The organism is Thiocapsa bogorovii, from assembly GCF_021228795.1.
Classification (GTDB): domain Bacteria; phylum Pseudomonadota; class Gammaproteobacteria; order Chromatiales; family Chromatiaceae; genus Thiocapsa; species Thiocapsa bogorovii.
The window spans coordinates 2,040,104-2,063,900 of the sequence record NZ_CP089309.1; the positions used below are offsets into that span (position 1 = coordinate 2,040,104).

Here is a 23,797-nt window from a genome sequence, read left to right on the forward strand (position 1 = left end):
CGCGATTGTCCGTTTCGATCGCTTTCATTCCCCCCCCATCGAATCAAAGCCTACACGAACCCTACGCTGTCGCTGCGCCTACCGGATCTTCAGACTCGCCAATCCGACCAGCACGAGAACAACCGTCACGATCCAGAAGCGGACGATGACGCGCGGCTCGGGCCAGCCTTTGAGCTCGAAATGATGATGGATCGGCGCCATTCGGAAGATGCGTTTGCCCGTGAGCTTGAAGGACATCACCTGCATCATCACGGAGATGGTCTCGACGACGAAGACGCCGCCCATCACGAAGAGCACCAACTCTTGGCGCGCCGCCACCGCAACCACCCCGAGAGCGGCGCCCAGCGCCAAAGCGCCGACGTCGCCCATGAAGACCTGCGCCGGATAAGCGTTGAACCAGAGAAACCCCAAGCCCGCGCCGACCAAGGCACCGCAGAAGACGACCAGCTCGCCAACCTCCGGGATGTGCGGGATCAGGAGATAGCTCGAGATGGGTCCATGGCTCGCGGCATAGACGAAGACCGCCAATGCACCGGCAACCAAGACCGTCGGCATGACTGCGAGACCGTCCAGACCATCGGTCAAGTTCACCGCGTTGCTGGCGCCGACGATCACGAAATAGGTCAGCACAATGAACCAAGGTCCGAGTTGGATCGAGACGTCCTTCAGGTAGGGAATCAGCAGCTCGGTTTCCGCAGGCGAGCCCGCCGTCACGTAGAGCGCGATCGCGGCGGAAAAACCCGCGACGGTCTGCCAAAGATATTTCCACCGGGCCGCCAAGCCACGTGGATTCCGAAGCACCAGTTTCTTGTAATCGTCTACCAGACCGACAAGGCCGAACGCAAGCGTGGTCAGGAGCACGATCCAGACGTAGCGGTTGTCCAGATCGGCCCACAACAGCGTGCTCACTGCGACCGCAACGAGGATGAGCGCACCGCCCATCGTCGGCGTACCGGCCTTGGAAAGATGACTCTGCGGGCCGTCGTCGCGCACCATCTGACCGACCTTGTAGGCGCGCAGACGCATGATCATCGGCCGGCCGACGAGCAAAGCGATCGCGAGCGCCGTGAGAACGCCCATGATGGCGCGCAAGGTCAGATACCGGAAGACATTGAATCCGGTCTGAAACTGCGACAACCATTCGGCAAGGTAAAGCAGCACCTAACGCTCTCCTTCGGCGCACAGCGCCTCGACGACCTGCTCCATCCGCGCGGAGCGGGAGCCCTTGACCAGGATACGGTCATCTGAGGACATCTCGGTCCGAAGCGCACGCACGAGATCCCCCTGGTCGGTAAAGTGGCGTGCGCCGTCGCCGAAGGCAGACGTCGCCGACGCGCTCAGGATGCCCACGCTGAAAAGACGATCGACGCCGGCCTCACGCGCGATCTCGCCGATTTGACGATGCAGGGCGTCGGCCTCGGAGCCCAGCTCGGCGAGGTCGCCCAAGACCAACCAACGCCTGCCCGACAGTCCCGCGAGGACCTGGATCGCCGCGGCGATCGAATCCGGATTGGCGTTGTAGGTGTCGTCGATCACGCCTGCCGCACCACATTGACGGGGACAGAGACGGCCCTTCACGGGCGTCAGCGTCGCGAGGCCCGCCTGGATCGCGCTCGGCTCGATCCCGAGCGCCAGCGCCGTCGCAGCGGCGGCCAAGGCATTGCGGGCGTTGTGCTCGCCGGCTAGACGCAGGGCGATCGGGACCGCCTTTCCGTCGTGATGGGCAACGACATGAGTGCTGAAACCCGCCTCGTTCCACTCGACCCGGATCGCCGAGCGATCCGCCCGGAGATCCGCCCGGAGATCTTCAGGACCCTCCAGCCCGAACGTCAGGGTGCGGCGATCGGCCGCCAGTCCGTGCCAGAGAGCGGCGTACGGGGAATCGCCGGCGAAGACGAACACTCCGTGGCTCGGCAGGCCGCGGGCGATCTCGCCTTTTGCATGGGCAACGCCGTCGACACTGCCGAAACCCTCCAGGTGAGCGCGCCCGGCATTCGTGATGAGGGCGACATCCGGACGGGCGATGTCGGTCATGTAACCGATTTCGCCGTGGTGGTTGGCCCCCATTTCCAAAACGAGAAAGTCCTCGTCGCGGGCACTCAAGAGGGTCAAGGGCATCCCGATATCGTTGTTCAGATTACCGCGGGTCGCGCGGACGCTACCGACCTGACCGAGGATGGCGGCGACCATCTCCTTGACCGTGGTCTTGCCGTTGCTCCCCGTGATGGCGACGACTCGACCGGCGAAGCGGTCGCGCCAAGCCGCCGCGAGGGCCCCGAGCCCGGCGCGGGTATCCTGAACGATCCACTGCGGAAGGTCCACGGAGAGCGGGTGATCGACCATCGCAGCGACGGCACCCGCGGCACGGGCGGCGGCGACATGGTCATGCCCGTCGAAACGCTCGCCGCGCAGCGCGACAAAGAGCTGGCCGCTGCAATCGGCACGGCTGTCGGTGCCGACCGAGGCGAAGTGACGATCCTCGCCTTCGAGACGACCACCGGCGCGAGCAACAGCTTCCGAGAGAGACCACATCACCGACGACCCTCCTTCCATTCCCGTAATGCCTCGACGACTTGGGCGCGGTCGCTGAAGCGCACCTTGAGCTCGCCCATCTCTTGGATCGTCTCGTGACCTTTACCGGCCACCAGCACGGCATCACCGATGCCCGCCAGGGTGATCGCAGTGCGGATCGCGAGGGCGCGCCGGCGTCTCACCCGTACGCGCCCCGGATCGACAACGCCGGCGAGGATATCGGCGAGGATGGTCTCGCCGCACTCCCCGCGCGGATTATCGTCGGTGAGGATCAGCTCGTCGCTCAGACGCTCGGCAATCGCCCCCATGACGGGGCGACTGTCGCGGTCGCGTTCGCCGGCGCAGCCGAAGACCGTGAAGATGCGCCGTGGACCATGTCGGCGCAGATTCACGAGCGCCGTCTCGAGTGCGGCCGGTGTCCGGGCCTCGTCGACGACGATCAGCGGTGTTTGCGCGTCGCCGAAACATTCCATGCGGCCGGGCACGCCCTGGATCAGGCTCAACTCCCTCGCAGCGCGCTCGAGCGGAAGACCGCGCGCGAGCAACACGGCCAAGACGGCCAGAAGATTGTTCGCATTGAAGGCACCGATCAGACCGACAGCGAAATCCGCCTCGGTATGGGCATCGCGCGTCTCACAGGCGACGCACAACCGCAGACCCCTCGGCATCGGCGCGATCTCTCGGGCACGAAGCCGGATATCGCATGCGCGCAGGACGTCGTCATCGGGGAGCGCCGCGTTCCGCTCCACTAAGAAACCCGCCACAGCGACACCCGTCGGCAGTGCATCCAGGATGGTCTTCGAAAAAGGATCGCTCAGATTCAGGACGGCCCACTTCAGATCGGGAGACCCGAAGAGACGCAGGACAGCGTCGGCGCGATCCGAAGACGCGCCCCTATCGCTCGGATCGGCTCCATCCATTCCGGTGAAGAGCACATGCGTGAAGTGAAGGTCCTCCGCCCGGGAGCACGCGAGCGCCTCGAAGGGGACCTCGATGGCAACGGCCCGGGCACCGCGCAGACAGAGCCCCTCGAGCGTCGCACATAGGCCGCGAGCGGCGGGGTCGCCCGTCGTCTTGAGGTCGCCGGGAAACCCGTGACCGACGGTGGCGATGACGCCGCAAGGCATTTCTACGGCCAAAACCTGCGCCAGAGCGTGGGCAACGCTGGTCTTCCCCCGCGCCCCAATGACGCCGAAGGTCTCCGGGCGGGCGTTCGGCGAGCCCAAGAGGCGATCCGCCATCATGGCTGGGCCTCGCGTCGGGCAAGCAACATCGAGGGTTGCGGGTCGTCCGGAGGGACATTGAACAGTCGCAAAGCGCCTTCCATCACTTTCTGGAAGACGGGCGCGGCCACGAGTCCACCGTAGTAAGCCTTGCCCTTCGGTTCGTCGATCATCACCGCGATCACCAAGCGCGGCGAGCCCGCGGGGGCGAAGCCCGCAAACACGGCCTGATAGCGCCCGCCGCCGTAGCCGGCGCGACCTGACGATTTCTTGGCCGTCCCGGTCTTGCCGGCGACCCGATATCCGGTGATGGCTGCGCGTTTCGCGGTGCCTTGATCGGAAACGACCGTTTCCATCATCGCCCTTACCTTGCGCGCCGTTTCGGCGCTCAGGACGCGGGTTTCCTCGCCCGCACGCGCAGGGGAGGCGGGATCCTGTCTCATGAGTGTCACCGGACGCTTGATGCCGTCCGCGGCCAACACTCCATAGGCTTGAGCCAGTTGCAACGCCGTGACCGACAAGCCGTAGCCGAAGGCCTGGGTGGCATGTTCGAAGACGCGCCATGTCGAATGATGCCGCAGCACGCCTCGGCTCTCGCCCGGCACGCCGACATCGGTCGCGTGGCCGAAGCCGAGCTGATCGTAAAGACCCCAAAGATCGCCGTAGCTCATCATCTGGGCGATCTTCACGATGCCGACGTTGCTCGATTTGGTGATCACGCCGGTCACGCTGAGGTTGCCGTAGTTGCGCACGTCCTTGACGGTATTGCGCCCGACCGACAACACCCCGCCCCGCGTCGCGATCGTCGTCTTCGGCGTGATCAAGCCCCGCTCCAGCGCGGCGGCCACGACAAACGGCTTGATCGTCGAACCCGGCTCCATGACGTCGGTCACCGCACGATTGCGACGACGCTCGCTGCTGCCGCCGCGCTGTGCGTTCGGGTTGTAGCCCGGCTGGTTGACCATCGCAAGGATCTCGCCGGTCTCCACATCCAGAGCCACCAACGTGCCGCCGACCGCCTTGTGCTCGGCAACGGCGGCCTTGAGCTCGCGGTAGGCGAGGAACTGAAGGCGACGGTCGAGACTGAGCGCGATATCCGCGCCCTGGCGCGGCGCGCGGACCTGTTCGATCTCCTGAACGATCTGCTGTCGACCGTCGCGAATGACCCGACGCAGCCCGGGTTCGGATTTGAGCCAGGAATCGTAGGTCAGCTCGATACCCTCCTGGCCCTTGTCGTCGATATCGGTGAATCCGAGGACGTGCCCGAAGACCTCGACACCCGGATAGAAGCGGCGATACTCGGTCTCGAAGTCCACGCCGACGAGATCGTGGTCGGCGATGACTTGGCGCACCGCGCGCGCTTCCTCGAAGCTGACACGCCGCTTGAGATAGAGAAACCCACGCTCGGCGGTGGCATCGAGCCGTTCCTGCAGCGCGTTCGGTTCGAGCCCCAGTGCCCTGGCCAACGGCGGGATCGCGTCGCGTCGCTCGACCAGCTTGCGCGGCTCGCCCCAGACCGTCTCCACTGGTGTGCTCACCGCCAGCGGCTCGCCGTTGCGGTCGGTGATCATGCCACGGCGCGCTGCGATCTCGCCCACACGCAGATAACGACGCTCGCCTTCACTGCGCAGATAGTCGGTCTCGACGACCTGGCGATAGAAGACCGCAACCGAGAGCACGACAAAGGCGCTCGACAGGACACCGACCAACAGGCGGCGACGCAGCGCGAGATTCGGCTTGGCGCGCCTCGGCTCCGGACGTCGGGCACGACGGTTACGGGTAGACACGGCCGACCTCCTCGATCATCAACACATCCTCGAACCTAGGATTGAACATGCCCAGCTGGTCCCTGGCTTTGCGCTCGACCCGAACATGCGTCGAGAGAGCTGCCTCCTCGAGACGAAGCCGATTCCACTCGACGTCGACGGCATCGCGCTGAGCGCGCAACTCCTGCAAGTGACTGAAATGGAGACGCGTCTGGTACTTGGTGTACACCACGGCGATCGCCGAAAGGGTCACTGCCAAGACCAACCCGACCAGAATCCAAAGCGGGCGGGCACTCATGCAAGACGCTCCGCAACCCGCATGACGGCGCTGCGTGCACGGGGGTTGGACGCGACCTCGGCAGGCGACGGGCGCACCGGCTTGCCCAGGATGCGCAAGCGTCCCCGCGACTCCTCGGCGGTCACCGGAAGACCCTTGGGCAGGACGGGACCGCGCGATTCCGTACGCATGAAGCGCTTGACGATACGATCCTCCAGAGAGTGAAAACTGATGACGACCAGCCGTCCGGCGCCAGCCAAGAGGTCGCAGGATTGGCGCAGGCAATCCTGAATCTCCTCGAGCTCGTCGTTGATTCGGATACGCAGTGCTTGGAAGGTGCGTGTTGCCGGGTGCTTGCCGGGCTCACGCGTCGGTACCGACCTCGCAACCAACGCAGCAAGCTGGGTCGTCGTCGTCAAGGGGCTCTCGCCGCGCTGCGCAACGATGTTGCGTGCGATGCGTCTGGCGAAACGCTCCTCGCCGAAATCAAACAGGACTTGAACGATCTCGGCATCGGAGGCGTGGGCCAGCCATTGCGCCGCCGATTCACCTCGGGTGGGATCCATTCTCAGATCCAGAGGACCTTCGGAGGAAAAACTGAAACCACGCTCGGCTGTGTCGAGCTGAGGCGAGGACACCCCGAAATCCAGCAGCAAGCCACAGAGATCGCCTTGGACGCCGACGTGCGCGAGCAGCTCGGTGATCGAGCCGAAGCGGCCGGACACCATCGTGAAGCGCCGATCGGCATGCGCAAGCTCGCTCCCCGCATCGACCGCTTCGGGATCGCGATCGATCGCGATCAATCGACCGGACTCGCCGAGGCGCGCCAGAACGGCACGACTGTGCCCGCCGCGCCCGAAGGTGCCGTCGACATAGATGCCGTTCGGATCCACGACCAAGGCGTGCACGCTCTCCTCCAGCAGCACCGGCAGATGTTGTTGTTCGATCAAAGAAATACTCAAAGCGTCAAAGAGCCGAGCCCGGCTGCCGTCGCCAACTCCCCGATATCCGCATCGCCGAGCGCCGCCTCGTTGCGCGCGTTCCACGCGGGTTCGTCCCAGAGCTCGAACTTCGAGCCCTGACCGACGAAGGCCACACGTTTCTCCAGCGAGGCGAATTCACGCAAGTACTGCGGCAGCAGGATTCGGCCCTGGGCGTCCATCTCGACCTCCTGTGCGTTGCCGATATACAGGCGCTGGATCGCACGGGCCGTGTTGTCGAACGCGGGAAGTGCAGCGAGTTTTGCTTCGATCAGCTCCCACTCGGGCTCCGGGTACAGCAGGAGGCAGCGGTCGCGGTCGACGGTGACGACGAGTTGGGAGTTGCACGACGACTGGAGCCGCTCGCGGTGCTTTGCAGGAACCGCAAGACGCCCTTTGACGTCGAGATTGACAATGAAAACCCCCCGAAACACGGCCGCCCCCCGTGGTGACTTGCGCCCGGCGACTACTCCCCCAATTCCCCACTTCCCCCCACTTCAACCTCATCTTAGAGGTGCTCAATGGGATCGTCAAGGCGAGATGCAGCTTTATTTCTTCACAGACAGCAACTTAGATGCGGCGCCCCACGCACAGCATAATCCCCGCCTAATGCATTTATTTTCATGCGACTAACGGGTAAAGCTGAAGAGGGTTTGCAGAAGAGATGCGAGGAACGAGGCGCAGCGGTTCGGCTGCCGTCGGTCGGATCCATGGAAGGGTCCGGGAGAGGGGCTGGGAGCCGGCCTGTAAGCCGGGTTCTGTCGGGGACAGCCATTCATCTGGGACGTACGTCACCGTACGCCTCGAGCGACCTACCCGGGGGCACGCGCGGGCCGCGCGCTGCAACACAGAGTTGCACGCCCCCCTATTTGGTCTTGCTCCGGGTGGGGTTTACCCTGCCGCTGCTGTTGCCAACAGCGCGGTGCGCTCTTACCGCACCATTTCACCCTTACCTCCCATCACGAAGACGGGATCGGCGGTATCTTTTCTGTGGCACTTTCCGTGGACTCTCGCCCCCCAGGCGTTACCTGGCACCCTGCCCTATGGAGCCCGGACTTTCCTCCCTCGCCGCGAACGGCGAGCGCGACTGTCCGGCCGACTCCCAGCCGGCAAGTATAACGCCAACCGGTGCTTCGGGTCTCGGTCGATCGCGAACGCGTGGCGCATCACGACTACTCACTCTCCACTGTCCGTCGCGGCAGTGCCTTGAGCCAGGTTCAGCTCGAGACCCAGTCGGTAAAGCGCGTTCTTCTTCACCCCGGTCAGGCGCGCCGCGATCGAGACGGCCTGAGCCAACGGCAAGCTCTCGCCGAGGATGCGCAGAACCCGCTCCGCTTCAGCCCGATCCGCATCGCCCGCATCGGCGTTGCCCGCGACGAGCACGACGAACTCCCCGAGACGTTGCTCGGCGTCGCCGTCGAGACGTTGCACCAACTCGCAGGGCGTGCCGGCGAGGAAGGTCTCGAAATACTTGGTCATCTCGCGCGCCAGGACCAAGCGCCGTGACTCGCCCAGCGCTTCGCCGATATCAACCAGGGTGGCGAGGATGCGCTTGCCGCTCTCGTAGAGGATCAGCGTACCCCGCTCCTCGTCGAGCTCGGCGAGCCAGGCCAGGCGATGCGATCGGGTGCGCGGGGGAAATCCGACGAAGAGGAAACGGTCGCTCGGCAAACCCGCCGCCGAGAGGGCGCAAATGGCGGCATTGGCGCCCGGCACCGGGACAACGCTCAGACCACGCTCGCGCGCCGCGGCCACCAGGCTGAAACCGGGATCGCTGATCAGCGGCGTACCCGCATCGGAGACGAGCGCAACGCTTCTGCCTGCATCGATTTCGGCTAGGAGCCGAGGCGCAACAACGGCTTCGTTGTAGTCGTGATAGGCCACGAGCTTGGACGAAATGCCGAAATGGGTGAGCAGCCGAAGTGTTTGACGGGTATCCTCCGCAGCGATCAAATCGACCTCACTCAACACCTTACGCGCCCGATCGGTCATGTCCCCGAGATTGCCGATCGGCGTGGCGACCACGTATAGTACCCCCGTTGACTGCTGCACCTCGCCTCCCAACGTCTCGAACCGGAACGGATCATGCCCAAGAATCGCGTTGACCACCGTCCCCTGTCCACTCCGATAACGATCATCGCCCTCCTCGTTGCTCTTTCACTGACCGGATGCGCGATCGATCCAGCTCGGGACGAGGCGCGCCTGTTGGCGCCCGTGGCAGGAAAGCCGCTGAGCCAGGCCGATGCGCTCGCCGCGCAAGGACAGGCGGATGCGGCGGCCCGGGCGTATCTGGACATCGCGAAGGGGGCCACGCCGCCCGCACGCGAGCAACTCCAGCTCAAGGCGGCCCGCACCTTCCTCTCGGCGGGAGACACACTGCAGGCGCAGCAGACCATCGGCGAGATCTCGCGCCCGGCACTCACGAGCAGTCAACGCGAGCAGCTCTTGCTCATCGAGGCGGACCTCGCCCTCTTGGATGGACGCCCCAAGGATGCGATCCCGCGTCTTCAGTCCATGCAGGTTCAGACCCTGCCGAAGGATTTGAAGATCCAGCGGCTCGGCACACTCGCCGCAGCCCAGCGTCTCGCCAACGATCCTGTCGCCTCGGCGGAGTCGCTGATCGCGCTCGATCGCCTGCTCGACAACGAGGATGCACGTCTCCTGAATCAGGTCTCTCTGGTGACGACCTTAGGCACGATGAGCAGCGATCAGCTGCGCAAACTCGCACGCAGCTCAAGCGGGGCAATGAAAGGCTGGGCGGAGATCGCACTCTTGGCCCACGACGCAGGCGCGGATCCTGCGACATTCCAGACGCGCTATCGGCAAGAGCAATCCAAACGACTCGGCCATCCTGCTCATCCCGGGTTGGCCGAAGCCTACGTCAATATCTTGTCGGGGGGATACGCCTCGGGTGAGAGCGTGACCGTCATGCTCCCGCGCGGTGGACGCTTCGCGGGCGCCGCCAGGTCGGTCAAGGAGGGCATCGAGGCCGCCAGCCGAGCCGACACCAGCGGCAGCCGACCGGCGCTCGATTTCATCGACAGCACCCAAACCTCGCGCGCGCGCGTCCTTCACGCAAAGGCGGTGGAGTCCGGCGCGGACTATGTGATCGGCCCGCTCGCGAAGGAATCGGTGGACAGCCTCGCAGCCGGCCCCGCACTCGCCGTGCCGACACTGGCCCTGAACCAAACGACCCGCGACACCCAGCCCGCAGCGAATCTCTTTCAGTTCTCGCTGTCGCCCGAGAACGAGGCCGCGGAGGTCGCCGACAAGGCCGCCGCAATGGGTCTGAAGCGCGCCGCCGTGCTGTATCCGCAAGGACCTTGGGGAGCACGTCTCGCCAGTGCGTTCCGCAACCAATGGCGCCGACTGGGCGGAACACTGGAGGCCGAATCCGTGTACAGCCCGACGGCGCGAAACTTCCAGAAGACGGTGACCACGCTTCTCGGCGACTCGCAGGCGGATGTCCTCTTCCTGGTTGCGACCAACGAGCTCGCGCACAAGCTGTATCCGCAGATCCGGCTCAGCAAATCCTCGATGGCGGTGATGTCCACTTCGCACGTCTACTCCGGCGTCTTCGATCCGGCTCGCGACCGCGTGCTGGCGGGGCTGTATTTCGTCGATATCCCTTGGATGCTGAACAGTGGCGGAGAGGGTGCACTGTCGCGGCGACGCCTGAGCGGATCGTCGTTCGAGGTCGCCAATCCGCTGGCCCGTCTCTACGCGATGGGGATCGACGCCTATCGCATCACCCCGCGGCTGCCCGCGCTGGCCAAGAACCCGGGCGCCTTTTATCCGGGACAAACCGGAGGTCTCTCGATCGACTCGCTGGGCCGCGTCCAGCGCCAGCTCGCGCTCGGACGCTTCGGCGAGTCGGGGGTTCTCGAAGCTGGGGAGCCATCCGACACGCCGGCCTCGGAGAGCCCTTGAGCGGCGAGAAGCGTCGCCCGTCATCGGGGGCAACGGACGAGGCAGCCGGAACCCGGGGCGTCGGCGACGCCAAGGAGCGTCTCGCAGAGGTGTATCTGAAACGCCGGCATCTGCAACCCATCGCGCGCAATCACCGCTGCCGCTTCGGGGAGATCGACCTGGTGATGCGCGACGGCGAAACGTTGGTCTTCGTCGAGGTGCGTTACCGACGCTCGGACCGCTTCGGATCCCCGGCGGAGACCGTCGACCGACGCAAGCAACAGCGTTTGACGGCTGCCGCCAGCCATTATCTTCAAGCCCACCCGACCGTGTTACCCTGTCGGTTCGACGTGGTGGCGGTCAGTGGCGGAGACCGCATCGAATGGATCAAAAATGCCTTTGCCGTTGAATCGTAAATCCCTCCGCAGTTGCTTCATTCGGACGCCGCTCGATCAGTTCGGCGCGATCGTGCGCGCGATCGGACGGCACCGACGCACCGCAGCGGCCCTACTGCTGCTCGGTGCAACGCTGCTGTCCGGCTGCGCGCCGATGATCTTCGGCGCAGCAGCCGTCGGCACCGCCGCGACGGTCCACGACCGACGTCCGGCAAACGTGATCCTCGACGATCAGCAGATCGAGCTCGAGGCGATGAGCGCCCTGATGAGCAATCCCGATATCGGCGGACGCTCCCAGATCTCATCCACCAGCTACAACCGTACCCTATTGCTCACCGGCACGGCCGATACGACCGAGGTTGCACATGAGGCCGCGGCGCTGCTGAGCCGCATCGGAAAGGTCCAGCGGGTCGTCGACGAGATCGTGGTCGGGCCCCGCCTCGACCTGACCCGACAGGCCCAGGACACCTATATCACGGGGCGCGTCAAGACGGACATGCTCAGCATTCAACTGCCCGGATTCGACCCGACGCGGGTGAAGGTGGTCACCAGCGACGGCGTGGTCTTTCTGATGGGTCTGGTCAACCCCACGGAAGCCGATGCCGCAGCGGAGAAGGCCAGTTACGTCCCTGGGGTCAAACGTGTGGTGAAGCTTTTCGAATATGTCGACGACTACACCGACACCTGAGCTGTCTGCGGGATTCCTGAAGAGTCTGGCACGGATCGCCGGCGCGGGACACTTGCTCACGGATCCAGCGGATTGCTGGCCCTATGGATACGACAACAGCAGACTCCACGCACTTCCCAAAGGCGTCGTCTTCGCCGCCGACGAGGCGCAGATCATGTCACTGGTCGTGCTCTGCCGCGACGCCGGCGTCCCGCTCGTCGCGCGAGGACGCGGTACCGGCACGACCGGGGCGACGGTTCCGGACCAGGGCGGCATCGTGCTCTCCTTCGAGCGCATGGACGCCATCCTGCGCATCGCCCCGGAGGATCGACTCGCCGTGGTGCAACCCGGGGTACTCAATGAACAGCTCCAGCGTGCCGTCGGCGCCTTCGGCTTCTTCTGGCCGCCGGACCCCACCAGCGCAGCGAGCTGCACCATCGGCGGGAATCTCGCCTACAACTCGGCCGGACCGAGGGCGGTCAAGTACGGAACGCCGCGAGAAAACACGCTCGGCCTTGCGGCCGTCAGCGGTCGCGGCGAGCGACTGCGCACGGGTGTACTGACCACGAAAGGCGTGGTCGGCTACGACCTCACCCGGCTCATCATCGGCTCGGAGGGCACGCTCGCCCTGATCACCGAGGCTACGCTGAAGCTCACCCCCATGCCCGAGGCCAAGCGTACGCTGCGCGCAGCCTATGCGGACATCCACGCGGCCGCGGCTGCCGTGTCGGCAATCATGTCGCAACCCGTGATCCCCTGCGCCTTGGAGATCATGGACGCCGCGGCAATCCGGGCCGTACGACGCTACGCAGGGCTCGACCTTCCCGAGGATGTCGGGGCGCTGCTGATGATCGAGGTCGACGGACCCGCCGGCTGTATCGATCAGTCCGTCGCCGCGGTCGCCGCAGCCGCAAATCATGCCGGCCTCGTCGAACTTCGCCGGGCAGAGTCGCCCGAAGAGGTCACCGCGCTCTGGACGACACGCAAGGCGCTCTCGCCGGCCTTGCGCCATATCGCGCCGAAAAAGATCAACGAGGATGTCGTCGTCCCGGTCTCGCGCATGGGCGAGCTCATCGAGGGCCTGGAGAGGCTATCGCAAGAGAGTGGCGTGCAGATCGTGAATTTCGGTCATGCGGGCAACGGCAACATCCATGTGAATCTTCTGATCGACCCGGACGATCCGGTTGCCGTCGAGAGCGCGCATCAGTGCCTGGACGCAATGTTTTCGCTCGTGCTGCAGCTCGGCGGAACGCTCTCGGGCGAGCACGGTGTCGGGATCGCCAAGCGCGCCTTCGTCGACCGCGAGATCGAGGCACCCGTGCTCGCGCTCATGCGCGACATCAAGCGGCAGTTCGATCCGGCCGGGATCCTCAATCCCGGGAAAGGCTTTCCGGAGACCACCAAGCGCACCGAAACAGGTCGCTGAACCGAAACCAAGAATGCCGGTATCGGCTACTTGCCCGGGCGCACCAAGCCGCCGAGCCCGACCGCCTCGAGCGCATCCAGGAGCAGGCGTCGCACGGACGCCGCATCCTCGCATTGGAGGGCCACCTTGAGCACCTCGCGGGCCCGTGCCCGACTGATGCTGCGGATGACGCGCTTCACACGCAGCAGGCTTCCCGCACCCATACTCAAGCTGTGCACGCCCATGCCGAGCAGGAGGAAGCTCGCGAGCGGATCACCCGCCATTTCCCCGCAGACGCTCACCTCGCGGCCGTGAACGCGCGCGCCCGCGAGGATCTGCAGCAGTGCGCGCAAGACCGCCGGATGAAACTCGTCGTAGAGCTTTGCGACGTGGGCGTTGTTGCGATCGACGGCGAGTAGATACTGGGTGAGGTCGTTGGTCCCCACGGAGATAAAATCGACCCGCCGCGCCAGTGCCTCGCACTGATAGACGGCGGCCGGGACCTCGATCATCACGCCGATCGGCGGCAATCGCACCTGATAGCCCTCCTCGAGCAGCTCATCGTGTGCGCGATGGATGAGCAGCAGCGCCTCGTCCACCTCGCCGACCGTGCTGATCATGGGCAACAGGATCTGAAGATTGTCCAGTCCGATGGACGCCCGCAGGATCGCGCGCACCTGCGTCAAGAAGATCTCGGGCTGATCGAGCGTGATCCGGATGCCGCGCCAGCCCAAAAAGGGGTTGGCCTCGTGCATCGGGAAATAGGGCAACGGCTTGTCCCCGCCGATATCCAGTGTCCGGATGGTGACGGGGCGCGGGGCAAACAGCTCGAGCACCCGCCGATAGTTCGACATCTGCGCGGTCTCGCCCGGAAAGGTATCGCGCACGATGAAGGGCAGCTCGGTGCGGTAGAGCCCCACACCGGCCGATTCCTCGATCCCGAGCGGTCGTGCCTCCGAGACCAAGCCCGTATTCAAGTAGAGCGGCACCAGGTAACCGTCCGAGGTCTCGGACGGGAGATGGCGCAATGCCTGGAGCTCGCTGGTCAGGGCCGCCTCGTCTTCGGCGAGACGCTGATACTCGGCGCGAACGGTCGGGCCGGGCGCAACGTAGACCCGCCCGCGGTAACCGTCCACCACCAGCTCGCGTCCCTCGACACGCCCGACCGGCAGGTCGGCAACCGCCATCGCCGCCGGCACGCCCATCCCGCGGGCAAGGATGCCGACATGCGATGAGCCCGAGCCGGTGGTCGAAACGATCCCCGCCAGCATCTCGCGCGGGACATCGGCGATCTGCATGGCGCTGAGCTCGTCGCCGACCAGGATCGTGTTGGGCACGTACTGGATCGGCGCCGCCGTCAGCTTCTGCAGATGCGTCAGGATACAGCGACCGAGATCGCGCACATCGGAGGCGCGCTCGCGCAGATAGGCATCGTCCATGTCGTCGAAGACCTTCGCGTGCTCGGCGATGGTCTCGCGCAGCGCCCCGGGCGCCCAGTTGCCTGCACGAATCCTCGAGAGCGTTCCGTCGATCAGGGTGTCGCTCTCGAGCATCAGGCGCCAAGCGTCGAACAAGGCCATGTCTTCGGCACTGAGATGTGCTTGGGTCCGCAACGCAAAGCGATCCAGGTCCTCGGCCACGTGCTCCACTGCACCGAGAAAATCCTTGGCCTCGTTGTCGAGGTTCTCGGCGCGCCGATCCGGAACGGCGTTGAGATCGGCCGGCGGGTAGACCACCACCGCGACGCCGATGCCGATGCCGGGCGATGCCGGCAAGCCGGGCAGGAAACGTTGCGGGATCCCGTCGTCCTGAAGACGGGCCAACTCTCCGTTGGTGCGCGCAAAGGTAATGGCGCCGGCCAGCTGCGATGCCAACGTGACGACGAAGGTGACCTCGTCGTCGCCGAAGTGGCGCTTTTCGCGCTGCCGCAGGACCAGCACACCCAGGACCTTCCGATTCTGGATAATGGGCGCACCGAGGAACCCGTGATAGTGCTCCTCTCCGGTATCCGTGATGCGCTGGTAGCGTGGATGATTGACCGCGTCGTCGAGGTTGATCGTTTCGGCGCGCTCGCTGACCAACCCGATCAACCCTCGGCCCAACTCCAACCGCACCCTGCCGACCGCCTTCGCGCGCAGTCCATCGGTCGCGTGCAACACGTGCCGACGGTTGTCGAAGTCGTTGAGATAGACCGAGCAGACATCGGCCCCGACTGCCTGCTTCACACGCTGGACGATGATGGTCAGTGCACGCTCGAGGTCGGGGGCGTTGTTGACCTCCTGCACGATGCGTCGCAACGATTCGAGCATAGGCGAGGCCTGCCCCGGAGCCGCCGCGGACCCGGCAACCGAGCCGGCGCCGTCGAGTCCGACCGACCCTCGCTCGAGCTGCTCCGCCGCGAGCCCTGTCATCGTCCGCGCTGATGCATCAAGCCGACCGCCCGGGACTGGATGTCCTCGCGGGCGGGCGGACCCTCCGGGTACAGGCTCGGAGCGAGCTCCTCAAGCGCTTGCGTATAGACCCGGCGTTTGAAGTAGACCACCTCGTGCAGCGGTTGCCAGTAGCGGACCCAGCGCCAGGCATCGAACTCGGGCTTTTCGGTCTTGTCGAGACAGAAGGCGTCTTCACCGCAATCCACCCGTAACATGAACCAGACCTGCTTCTGGCCGATGCAGGTCGGACCGCAATGCCGCCGGATGTAGCGTTTGGGAAGGTGATACCTGAGCCAACCGCGTGTGCAGCCGAGGATGGTAACCTGGCGGGACTGAAGTCCGACCTCCTCCTCGAGCTCGCGATACATCGCCTGCTCGGGCGTTTCGTCCGAATGGATCCCGCCCTGCGGAAACTGCCAGGCATTCTGGCCGACGCGACGACCCCAAAATAGACGCCGGTCCTGATTGCTCAGGATAATGCCGACGTTGGGTCTGAAACCGTCGTGATCGATCAAGGAACCGAGTCCGTGAGGCCGTGATGCCTCATTCTTCCACATCCGGCGCATGACCGGCAAGCAGACAGCTGTATAAGCGATTGCCATTCAACGGCTTTCGCATGCCATCGGAAACGGCTCGGAGGCCCCCTCACGCGACGCCGGACGCAGGCACCCCCGGCTTGAAACACCGGTAGGATTCCGAGACCATCCGGCGATGCGAGGCGACACGCGGGCGCCCGAGCACGACGCCGATGACCACATCACCGCGAGACATCAACCGAAGGACTAGGACATGGCGCTGGCGATCTTCGATCTGGACAACACACTCTTGGCAGGCGACTCCGATTATCTCTGGGGTCGCTTCCTCGCCGCCGAGGGGGTGGTCGATGCAGACCATTACGACAGTGAGAACGAGCGCTTCTATCGCGCGTACAAGGACGGGACCCTGGATATCCGGGAATTCTTGAGATTCTCCCTGCGCCCGCTGCGCGACAACCCGCGAGGGTATCTCGAAGCGCTGCGCGAGCGCTTTGTCCAAGAGCTGATCGCGCCCATCATGCTCCCGGCCGCCAAGAACCTCGTCGAGTCGCATCGCAAGGCGGGAGATACGCTCATGATCATCACGGCGACCAATGCCTTCGTCACGGCCCCGATCGCGCAGCGCTTCGGAATCGCGCATCTGATCGCGACGCTGCCGGCGGAAGAGAACGGGCGTTTCACAGGTGAGCCAGCCGGCCAACCGGCGTTTCGCGAGGGCAAGGTCAACCGGCTCGATGCTTGGCTGCGCGAGCATCGAGAGACCCTCGAGGGCAGCAGCTTCTACAGCGACTCGCACAACGATCTCCCGCTCCTGGAACGCGTCGATCGGCCGGTCGCGGTCGATCCCGACCCGCAACTGCGCGCGACGGCCCTGTCACGCGAGTGGCCCGTCATCTCGCTGAGACCCTGAACCCGGGGCGCAAGGCCGCCGGCGCGCCTCGCAACCGCGTTCGGATCCACGTTCACACCGGCGTCACGCAGCCCACATACGCCCGCAATACTCCGAATCTATGATGGCCCTCCACGCAATGGTTCTTTTTCCGAGGGCATGCAATGGTTGCGACTGCGTCTGCGTTGACCGCCAAGCGCGGGGAGCGCCTTTTCGTCGAGCTCGCCGCGAGCGAGTCGGAGATCCGCGAGGCACAAGCCCTGCGGTTTCGCGTCTTCGGAGAGGAGTTGGGCGCAAAGCTGAAGACGGGCTCGAGCGGACTGGATGTGGACGATCTCGATGCCTACTGCCAGCATCTCTTGGTGCGGGACACACGCACCGGCGAGGTCGTGGGCTGCACGCGGCTCCTGACCGACCGCAACGCCGAGCGCATCGGTCGGTTCTATTCCGAGAGCGAATTCGACTTGGGGGCAATCCCCCGGCTTAAGGGCCGCCTCCTGGAGGTCGGTCGGACCTGCATCTCGGCCGAATTTCGACAAGGAACAGCGATCGCCGTGCTCTGGTCCGGGCTGGCCGGATTCATCCAGCTCCACGGCTTCGATTATCTGTTCGGCTGCGCCAGCATGCCGCTCGGCGAGAACGACATCCAGGCCGCGGCCATCATGAACCGATTGCGGCGACATGCCACGGTCTCGCCCGAGCTGCAGGTCATCCCGCGGGTGCCGCTGCACACCGCACAAGTGCACGACGATGTTCTGGATGCGCCGCTGCCGGCCTTGCTGCGCACTTACGTGAGGCTCGGGGCGAAGGTCTGCGGGGAGCCCTGCCGCGATCCTGATTTCGGCGTGGCGGATGTACTGATGCTGCTCGACGTCCATGCGCTGAATCCGACCTATTCGCGGCACTTTTTCGATCGCACCGCGAGTCTGTGACGCGATGCGGCACGCGCGGTCGACTCGGCGGCTTGCACTCATCCTCGCTCACCTGGGCAAGGGTGCGTCGCTCGCACTCTACATCGGCCTTCTTTCGCGACTCGGCCGGAGACCGACGCGGATTCCGGACATGGCACGGCGCTGGCACCGACGTCTCTGCGGAATCCTCGGAATCCGGATTCGCGTCGTCGGCCGCCCACATCCCGGCTGCCTCTTGATCGGCAACCATATCTCCTGGCTGGACATCCCCGTCGTCGGCGCGCAAGGCGAGATCGCGTTCCTCTCCAAGGCCGAAGTGCGCGATTGGCCCCTGATCGGCTGGCTTGCCGACACCGCGGGCACGCTGTTCGTCGAGCGCGGCGCCATCCGCATCGAGGAGATTGCCTGGCAGCTTCGCAAAATCGGCCGAGATCGGACCCTGATGCTCTTCCCGGAAGGGACGACAAGCGACGGCTCGGGCGTACTGCGATTCCACCCGCGTCTCTTCGCGCTTGCGCAGGAGACCGGACTGGAAATTCAGCCTGTCGCCATCGCCTACCGTTGCGACACCAGCGGGGCGCACGACAGCGTCGCGCCCTTCATCGGCGACGATACCCTACTCGCCCACCTGCTGCGGGTGGTTCGCCACCCCGGGCTCACCGCGGAGGTCCATTTCCTCCCGCCGGTGGCGATCGACGAAGAGAACACGACCCGACGCCTCCTCGCCGAGCGCACGCGTCGCGCGATCGTCGAAGCACTCGGTATAGGCCCCGACGCCGCGCCGCATCGCCCGCGCCCTGCGGGGCCTACCCGGCTGCCGGATCCCGTTCCGGACCCGATCCACGGGCGACGGGAATCCATCACGACGGACGGAATCGCTCATGTCGCCTGACAACGTTGTCCCGGAAACCGATACGGTCTCCGGGCGTCTGCGCGTCGCGATCGTCACCGAGACCTATCCCCCCGAGATCAACGGTGTTGCCCACACCATGCGGCATCTCGCCGAGGGATTGGCCGAACGCGGACATACCATCCAACTGATTCGCCCTCGACAGCACGGCGAGCAACGCGACCCGGTTGCACCGTCGCTCGGCCGCATCGGCGTGCACCTGGTCCCCGGCCTGCCGATCCCGGGTTACCGAGGTCTCAGATTCGGGCTCCCGGTGTACTGGCGGCTGCGCCGCCTCTGGGGCCGTGTCGCGCCGGATCTCATCTACATCGCGACCCAGGGCCCGCTCGGCCACGCCGCGCTCTCCGCCGCGCACCGACGCGGGATACCGACGGTGACCGGATTCCACACCCAGTTTCAGCAGTATAGCCAGCACTATGGTCTCGGGCTCTTCACCCACCAGATCGCCGAGACGCTGCGTCATTTCCACAATCGATCGGATGCGACCCTCGTCCCTACAGCCGAGCTGAAAGCGGAGCTCTCGGGCGAGGGATTCCATGATGTCCACGTCTTCGGTCGCGGTGTGGACGTGGACCTCTTCTCGCCCGCTTGGCGCGACGATTCGCTCAGGCGCAGTTGGGGCTGCGACGAGGACACCTTGGCTGTACTCTACGTCGGGCGAATTGCGCCGGAGAAGAATCTCGATCTCGCAAGCGAAGCCTTCCAAGCGATCCGGGCCGCTCGACCGAAGGCACGTTTCATACTGGTCGGAGAGGGTCCAGCGCGCGAGCAGATCCAACGGGAAAGTCCCGAGCTCATCTGTCCCGGGGCCAAGATCGGGGTGGAACTCTCGAAATATTACGCCTCGGGAGATCTCTTTCTCTTTCCGAGCCTGACCGAAACCTTCGGAAACGTCGTGCTCGAAGCAATGGCCAGCGGCCTACCGGTTGTCGCTTTCGACTACGCCGCGGCCAGATCCCTCATTGCTCCATGGCGGAACGGGGTTACATTACCGCTTGGGGATCGTGCAGCGTTTATCGCTGCCGGATGTGAGCTGGCTCGTGACCTGCCACGGGTTAGAAAGCTCGGCGAACAGGCCCGTTGCGCGGCGGAGGAGATCAGCTGGGATCGCGTCATCCGGGGCGTCGAAGACCGTCTCTTTCAGGTCATCCACCGAGAACGTGGAACGGAGGCTTGCCGTGCGGCTGTGGCTACAACATCTCAATGAGATCGAGGTCTCGCTCTGCCGCACGTGGAGCCGAGGCGGTCGGCGCCGTTGGATTCAACGTCCGTTCGCCGTCATCAGTCGGCTCGGCGACGGGGTCTTTTGGTACAGCTTGATCGCCATTTTGCCCATGACCCATGGACTTCTCGGCCTCAAAGCCAGTGTCCACATGCTTGCCACGGGCGGCGTCGCGCTCGCCCTCTACAAATCGCTCAAGGTCTATACGCGTCGCGAACGGCCCTGCCATTATGCCGCCGAGATCATCGCCTTGGTCCCCCCGCTCGACCGATACAGCTTTCCGTCCGGCCATACACTCCACGCCGTGAGCTTCTCGAGCGTCGCCGTCTACTATGTTCCCGAGCTCGCCTGGATACTCGTGCCGTTCACTATGCTGGTCGCCAGCTCGCGGATCATCCTCGGCCTGCACTATCCCAGCGATGTTCTCGTTGCGACCTTTATCGGACTGACTCTTGCTTTTACCGGCATCTCGATCGTGGCTTGAACCTGGAATCCGGCGTTCTCATCAGACCCGCCGGCTGAGGGGACACCCAGAAACGACACCGCCCCGAAACGTGCCCACGAAAAAGGCCGGGCGATTGCCCGGCCTTTTTCGTGGCGGCGCACACGAGGTGCGCCAAGCCATCGGTCAAGTCTTACTTGGCTTCAGGCTGAGCCGGAGCAGCGGGCGCCATCGGGGCGACAGGTGCTGCATAGGGGTAGGCGTAAGGATAACCGCCGCCGTAGTAAGGAGCGCCGTAGCCGTAAGGCGCGCCGTAGCCATAGTAGGGGTTGTTGTAGCCGTAGCCGTAGCCGCGACCCAGTCCGCGACCGTAGCCGCGACCACTGCCGCCGCCGCTCATGCCGAAGTTGAAATCACCGTAGCCGTCGCCGAACATGTCGCTGAAGGCATCGCCGAGTCCGGAGCCGTAGCCGGGGCCGTAACCGCCGTAACCCGGGCCCCACCAAGCGGACGCGGACGCGGAAGCACCGAGGAGAGCGGCAACGGCAGCAGCAGTAGCAAGCTTGTTCATTCTATTCTCCGAATCGATTTATGTTGTTGGCAGCAAGCGTGGATGCCTTATCGCCACCCACGGAACGCATTATATTAGCAAATGATTAAATATGAAATAAGTAATATCAATCGGATTGATCTTTATCATTGCCTTTACCGATTACCTTGCCTTGTCCGCGCGCACACGCCGCGCAACCTCGACCAAATCCTCCCAGGCTTTCCCCTTCTGATCCGGCGAGCGCAGCAGGAAGGCCGGATGGTAGGTCACGCGCAGCGGAATCGACCCTTTCCGAAACGCCATCCACCGTCCCCGTAGGCTCCCCAGCGGCGCGTCCGTCTGCAGAACATTCTGGGCCGCCACGCGCCCGACGCAGAGGATCGCTCGCGGACCGAGCAGCTCGATCTGTCGCAAGAGATAAGCCTCGCACTGCCTGGCCTCCGCGGGGTGTGGATCGCGATTTCCCGGCGGGCGGCACTTGAGCACGTTGGCGATGTAGACCTCCTCGCGCGCCAGGCCGATCGCCGCGAGCATGCGGTTGAGCAACTGGCCGGCGCGCCCGACGAAGGGCTCGCCGGCGCGATCTTCGTCCGCGCCCGGCGCCTCGCCGATGATCAGGAGGTCGGCATTGCGATTGCCGACTCCGAAGACCGTATGGGTGCGGGTCTCGCAGAGCCCGCAGGCGCGGCAGCCGGACACTGCCGTCTCGAGCGCATCCCAATCCATCCGCGCCGGATCGGGGGAAGACGGAGCGTCCGGCAAATCGGACTCGCCGGCCCCAGACTCGCCGGGTCCAGACTCGACGGCGCCCGGCGGAACCGGATTCGGCAGGACCTCGGGATCCGCGGCTCGAATCGGCGGTGTTTGATGCGGAAGTCGCGCGGACGGGGAAACGAAGCTCGGGGCGGTTTGACCCGGCGCGGGGGACGCGGGCGAGACGAGGGCCTTCTCTTCGAGGCTCTCGACCGCACTCGCTGCGACCTGGCGCGGCACCCACACATCGACGCCCATTGCGCCCAGGTAGTCCAAGCGTCGGCGCTCGTCCATCTCCATGCGCGTCAGACGTCGCCGGTTTGAGGATGTGCGCGCTGGGCCGGCTGGAGGATCTTGTTGCAGGCGTTGATATAAGCCTTTGCCGAGGCGATGACGATATCGGTGTCGGCGCCCTGCCCGTTGACAATGCGCCCGCCGCGTTCGAGCCTGACGGTGACTTCCCCCTGGGCGTCGGTGCCGCTGGTGATGGCGTTGACCGAGTAGAGCTTCAGGACCGTGCCGCTGTCGACGATCGACTCGATCGCCTTGAAGGTCGCATCCACAGGACCACCGCCGCTGGCGGTTCCGGTCAGCTCCTCCCCGTCGAACGTCAGCACCAGGTTCGCGCAGGGCGTCTCGCCCGTCTCGGAGCAGACCCTCAGCGAGACCAGCTTGACCCGTTCGTTGGCCGCGTCCAGCGTCGCATCCGTCACCAACGCCTGCAGGTCCTCGTCGAAGATCTCATGCTTCTTGTCGGCGAGATCTTTGAAGCGCGAGAAGGCGGCGTTGAGCTCCTCCTCGGAACCCATCACGATGCCGAGCTCCTGCAACCGGGTGCGAAAGGCGTTGCGACCGGAATGCTTGCCCATCACCATCCGATTGGCGTTCCAACCGACGTCCTCGGCGCGCATGATCTCGTAGGTCTCGCGATGCTTGAGCACCCCGTCCTGATGGATACCGGACTCGTGGGCGAAGGCGTTGGCACCGACCACCGCCTTGTTCGGCTGAACCGCAAAACCCGTAATGCCCGAGACCAGCCGCGAGCAGTTCATGATCTGGGTGGTATCGAGCCGGGTTTGACACTCAAACAAATCCTGACGGGTGCGGACCGTCATTACGATCTCCTCGAGCGCCGCGTTGCCGGCGCGCTCGCCCAGGCCGTTGATCGTGCATTCCACCTGGCGGGCACCGTTGCGTACGGCGGCAAGCGAGTTGGCGACCGCGAGTCCCAGGTCGTTGTGACAATGCACCGAGAAGATCGCCTTGTCGGCGTTCGGAATTCGTTCGCGCAAGGTCCGAATCAGGCTTCCGAACTGATCCGGGATGTTGTAGCCGACCGTATCCGGGATATTGACGGTCCCGGCACCGGCGTCGATGACGGCCTCGAGGACGCGACAGAGGAAATCGATCTCCGAACGTCCTGCGTCCTCGGGCGAGAACTCCACATCGTCGGTATAGCGACGCGCCCGCTGGACGGCATGCACCGCTTGTGCGAGCACCTGATCAGGGGTCATGTTCAGCTTGCGCTGCATGTGGATGGGGGAGGTGGCGATAAAGGTATGGATCCGCCCGGCGGTCGCACCGGCCAACGCTTCGCCGGCCCGGTCGATGTCCTTGTCGAGCGCGCGCGCCAGACCGCAGACACGGCTCTCCTTGACCGTCTCGGCAACCGCCTTGACCGCCTCGAAATCACCCGGACTGGCGATGGGGAACCCCGCCTCGATCACATCGACACGCATCCGCTCCAGGGCCTTCGCGATGCGCACCTTCTCGTCGCGGGTCATGGATGCACCCGGACTTTGCTCGCCGTCGCGCAGCGTGGTGTCGAAAATGATCAAGTGGTGTTTTGCGGTCATGGATGATCTCTGCGTCGCGCGGCCGTCTGGAAGGAAGGGACCCGGTCTTCGGGAAGCTATTGTAGGCGATCGGCGCGCAAGCGGCGCCTTTGCGATCGCGGTTTGGGGCGATCGGACCGATACGGGCGGACTCGGGAGCTTG

22 protein-coding genes and 1 other RNA gene are annotated in these 23,797 nt (G+C 64.9%); 9 read left to right on the forward strand and 14 right to left on the reverse strand.

Features of this window, described 5'->3' with window-relative positions; translation table 11 throughout:
* Positions 1 to 78: 78 nt before the first annotated feature.
* The 9 genes from mraY to rsmI all read right to left on the reverse strand — a co-directional run bounded on the left by mraY (position 79) and on the right by rsmI (position 8,830).
* On the reverse strand, positions 79 to 1,161 hold the full coding sequence (gene mraY, locus LT988_RS09260) for a phospho-N-acetylmuramoyl-pentapeptide-transferase (RefSeq protein WP_232409873.1): 1,083 nt from the start codon (positions 1,159 to 1,161) through the stop codon (positions 79 to 81).
* Positions 1,162 to 2,532 carry a UDP-N-acetylmuramoyl-tripeptide--D-alanyl-D-alanine ligase gene (locus LT988_RS09265; protein ID WP_232409874.1) on the reverse strand — a complete coding sequence of 457 codons (1,371 nt, stop codon included), beginning with the start codon at positions 2,530 to 2,532 and terminating at the stop codon, positions 1,162 to 1,164.
* Positions 2,532 to 3,776 carry a Mur ligase family protein gene (locus LT988_RS09270; protein WP_232409875.1) on the reverse strand — a complete coding sequence of 415 codons (1,245 nt, stop codon included), beginning with the start codon at positions 3,774 to 3,776 and terminating at the stop codon, positions 2,532 to 2,534. The genes LT988_RS09265 and LT988_RS09270 overlap by 1 nt, the downstream gene beginning before the upstream one ends.
* Entirely contained in the window at positions 3,773 to 5,542 is a 1,770-nt protein-coding gene (locus tag LT988_RS09275) for a peptidoglycan D,D-transpeptidase FtsI family protein (RefSeq protein WP_232409876.1), read from the reverse strand. The genes LT988_RS09270 and LT988_RS09275 overlap by 4 nt, the downstream gene beginning before the upstream one ends.
* Positions 5,529 to 5,819 (reverse strand): cell division protein FtsL, encoded by a 291-nt coding sequence (gene ftsL, locus LT988_RS09280; protein ID WP_232409877.1) that lies wholly within the window; start codon positions 5,817 to 5,819, stop codon positions 5,529 to 5,531. Before ftsL ends, LT988_RS09275 begins: the two co-directional genes overlap by 14 nt.
* Positions 5,816 to 6,754 (reverse strand): 16S rRNA (cytosine(1402)-N(4))-methyltransferase RsmH, encoded by a 939-nt coding sequence (rsmH, locus tag LT988_RS09285; RefSeq protein WP_232410551.1) that lies wholly within the window; start codon positions 6,752 to 6,754, stop codon positions 5,816 to 5,818. The genes ftsL and rsmH overlap by 4 nt, the downstream gene beginning before the upstream one ends.
* Positions 6,755 to 6,756: 2 nt before the next feature.
* Positions 6,757 to 7,212, reverse strand: coding sequence for a division/cell wall cluster transcriptional repressor MraZ (mraZ, locus tag LT988_RS09290; RefSeq protein ID WP_232409878.1), 456 nt, complete (start codon positions 7,210 to 7,212; stop codon positions 6,757 to 6,759).
* A 297-nt stretch (positions 7,213 to 7,509) separates the two neighbouring features.
* An RNA gene (gene rnpB, locus LT988_RS09295) (RNase P RNA component class A) lies at positions 7,510 to 7,881 on the reverse strand.
* 73 nt (positions 7,882 to 7,954) lie between these two features.
* On the reverse strand, positions 7,955 to 8,830 hold the full coding sequence (gene rsmI / locus LT988_RS09300; RefSeq protein WP_232409879.1) for a 16S rRNA (cytidine(1402)-2'-O)-methyltransferase: 876 nt from the start codon (positions 8,828 to 8,830) through the stop codon (positions 7,955 to 7,957).
* 33 nt (positions 8,831 to 8,863) lie between these two features.
* On the opposite strand from rsmI, the gene LT988_RS09305 reads away from it, so the two are divergent.
* Genes LT988_RS09305 through LT988_RS09320 form a run of 4 tightly spaced genes read left to right on the forward strand, consistent with a single transcriptional unit; the run spans position 8,864 to position 13,175 of the window.
* Complete coding sequence (locus LT988_RS09305) at positions 8,864 to 10,708, forward strand: penicillin-binding protein activator (protein WP_232409880.1); 1,845 nt, start codon at positions 8,864 to 8,866, stop codon at positions 10,706 to 10,708.
* The gene (locus LT988_RS09310) at positions 10,705 to 11,103 is read left to right on the forward strand and encodes a YraN family protein (RefSeq protein ID WP_269752119.1); all 399 of its coding nucleotides are present in this window, start codon (positions 10,705 to 10,707) and stop codon (positions 11,101 to 11,103) included. Before LT988_RS09305 ends, LT988_RS09310 begins: the two co-directional genes overlap by 4 nt.
* Positions 11,081 to 11,770, forward strand: coding sequence for a BON domain-containing protein (locus tag LT988_RS09315; RefSeq protein WP_232409881.1), 690 nt, complete (start codon positions 11,081 to 11,083; stop codon positions 11,768 to 11,770). Before LT988_RS09310 ends, LT988_RS09315 begins: the two co-directional genes overlap by 23 nt.
* Positions 11,745 to 13,175 (forward strand): FAD-binding oxidoreductase, encoded by a 1,431-nt coding sequence (locus LT988_RS09320; RefSeq protein ID WP_232409882.1) that lies wholly within the window; start codon positions 11,745 to 11,747, stop codon positions 13,173 to 13,175. Before LT988_RS09315 ends, LT988_RS09320 begins: the two co-directional genes overlap by 26 nt.
* Before the next feature lie 26 nt (positions 13,176 to 13,201).
* On the opposite strand, the gene ptsP is transcribed toward LT988_RS09320, so the two are convergent.
* Positions 13,202 to 15,463 (reverse strand): phosphoenolpyruvate--protein phosphotransferase, encoded by a 2,262-nt coding sequence (ptsP, locus tag LT988_RS09325; protein WP_232410553.1) that lies wholly within the window; start codon positions 15,461 to 15,463, stop codon positions 13,202 to 13,204.
* A gap of 98 nt (positions 15,464 to 15,561) precedes the next feature.
* On the reverse strand, positions 15,562 to 16,101 hold the full coding sequence (locus tag LT988_RS09330; RefSeq protein ID WP_232409883.1) for an RNA pyrophosphohydrolase: 540 nt from the start codon (positions 16,099 to 16,101) through the stop codon (positions 15,562 to 15,564).
* A gap of 274 nt (positions 16,102 to 16,375) precedes the next feature.
* Between LT988_RS09330 and LT988_RS09335 the strand changes: the two genes are divergently transcribed.
* From LT988_RS09335 to LT988_RS09355, 5 genes are all read left to right on the forward strand, one after another.
* The gene (locus LT988_RS09335) at positions 16,376 to 17,032 is read left to right on the forward strand and encodes a histidinol-phosphatase (RefSeq protein ID WP_232409884.1); all 657 of its coding nucleotides are present in this window, start codon (positions 16,376 to 16,378) and stop codon (positions 17,030 to 17,032) included.
* A gap of 143 nt (positions 17,033 to 17,175) precedes the next feature.
* Positions 17,176 to 17,943: a GNAT family N-acetyltransferase gene (locus LT988_RS09340; protein WP_232409885.1), complete on the forward strand. Its 768-nt coding sequence runs from the start codon at positions 17,176 to 17,178 to the stop codon at positions 17,941 to 17,943.
* A gap of 4 nt (positions 17,944 to 17,947) precedes the next feature.
* Positions 17,948 to 18,814 carry a lysophospholipid acyltransferase family protein gene (locus tag LT988_RS09345; RefSeq protein WP_232409886.1) on the forward strand — a complete coding sequence of 289 codons (867 nt, stop codon included), beginning with the start codon at positions 17,948 to 17,950 and terminating at the stop codon, positions 18,812 to 18,814.
* Positions 18,804 to 20,039, forward strand: coding sequence for a glycosyltransferase family 4 protein (locus tag LT988_RS09350; RefSeq protein WP_232409887.1), 1,236 nt, complete (start codon positions 18,804 to 18,806; stop codon positions 20,037 to 20,039). The genes LT988_RS09345 and LT988_RS09350 overlap by 11 nt, the downstream gene beginning before the upstream one ends.
* On the forward strand, positions 20,011 to 20,538 hold the full coding sequence (locus LT988_RS09355) for a phosphatase PAP2 family protein (RefSeq protein WP_232409888.1): 528 nt from the start codon (positions 20,011 to 20,013) through the stop codon (positions 20,536 to 20,538). Before LT988_RS09350 ends, LT988_RS09355 begins: the two co-directional genes overlap by 29 nt.
* A gap of 151 nt (positions 20,539 to 20,689) precedes the next feature.
* Here the strand turns inward: LT988_RS09355 and LT988_RS09360 are convergent, their stop codons facing one another.
* The 3 genes from LT988_RS09360 to LT988_RS09370 all read right to left on the reverse strand — a co-directional run bounded on the left by LT988_RS09360 (position 20,690) and on the right by LT988_RS09370 (position 23,655).
* Complete coding sequence (locus LT988_RS09360) at positions 20,690 to 21,067, reverse strand: sulfur globule family protein (protein ID WP_007191877.1); 378 nt, start codon at positions 21,065 to 21,067, stop codon at positions 20,690 to 20,692.
* A 141-nt stretch (positions 21,068 to 21,208) separates the two neighbouring features.
* The gene (locus LT988_RS09365) at positions 21,209 to 22,093 is read right to left on the reverse strand and encodes a uracil-DNA glycosylase (protein ID WP_232409889.1); all 885 of its coding nucleotides are present in this window, start codon (positions 22,091 to 22,093) and stop codon (positions 21,209 to 21,211) included.
* A gap of 11 nt (positions 22,094 to 22,104) precedes the next feature.
* Entirely contained in the window at positions 22,105 to 23,655 is a 1,551-nt protein-coding gene (locus tag LT988_RS09370) for a 2-isopropylmalate synthase (RefSeq protein WP_232409890.1), read from the reverse strand.
* Positions 23,656 to 23,797: the final 142 nt, after the last annotated feature.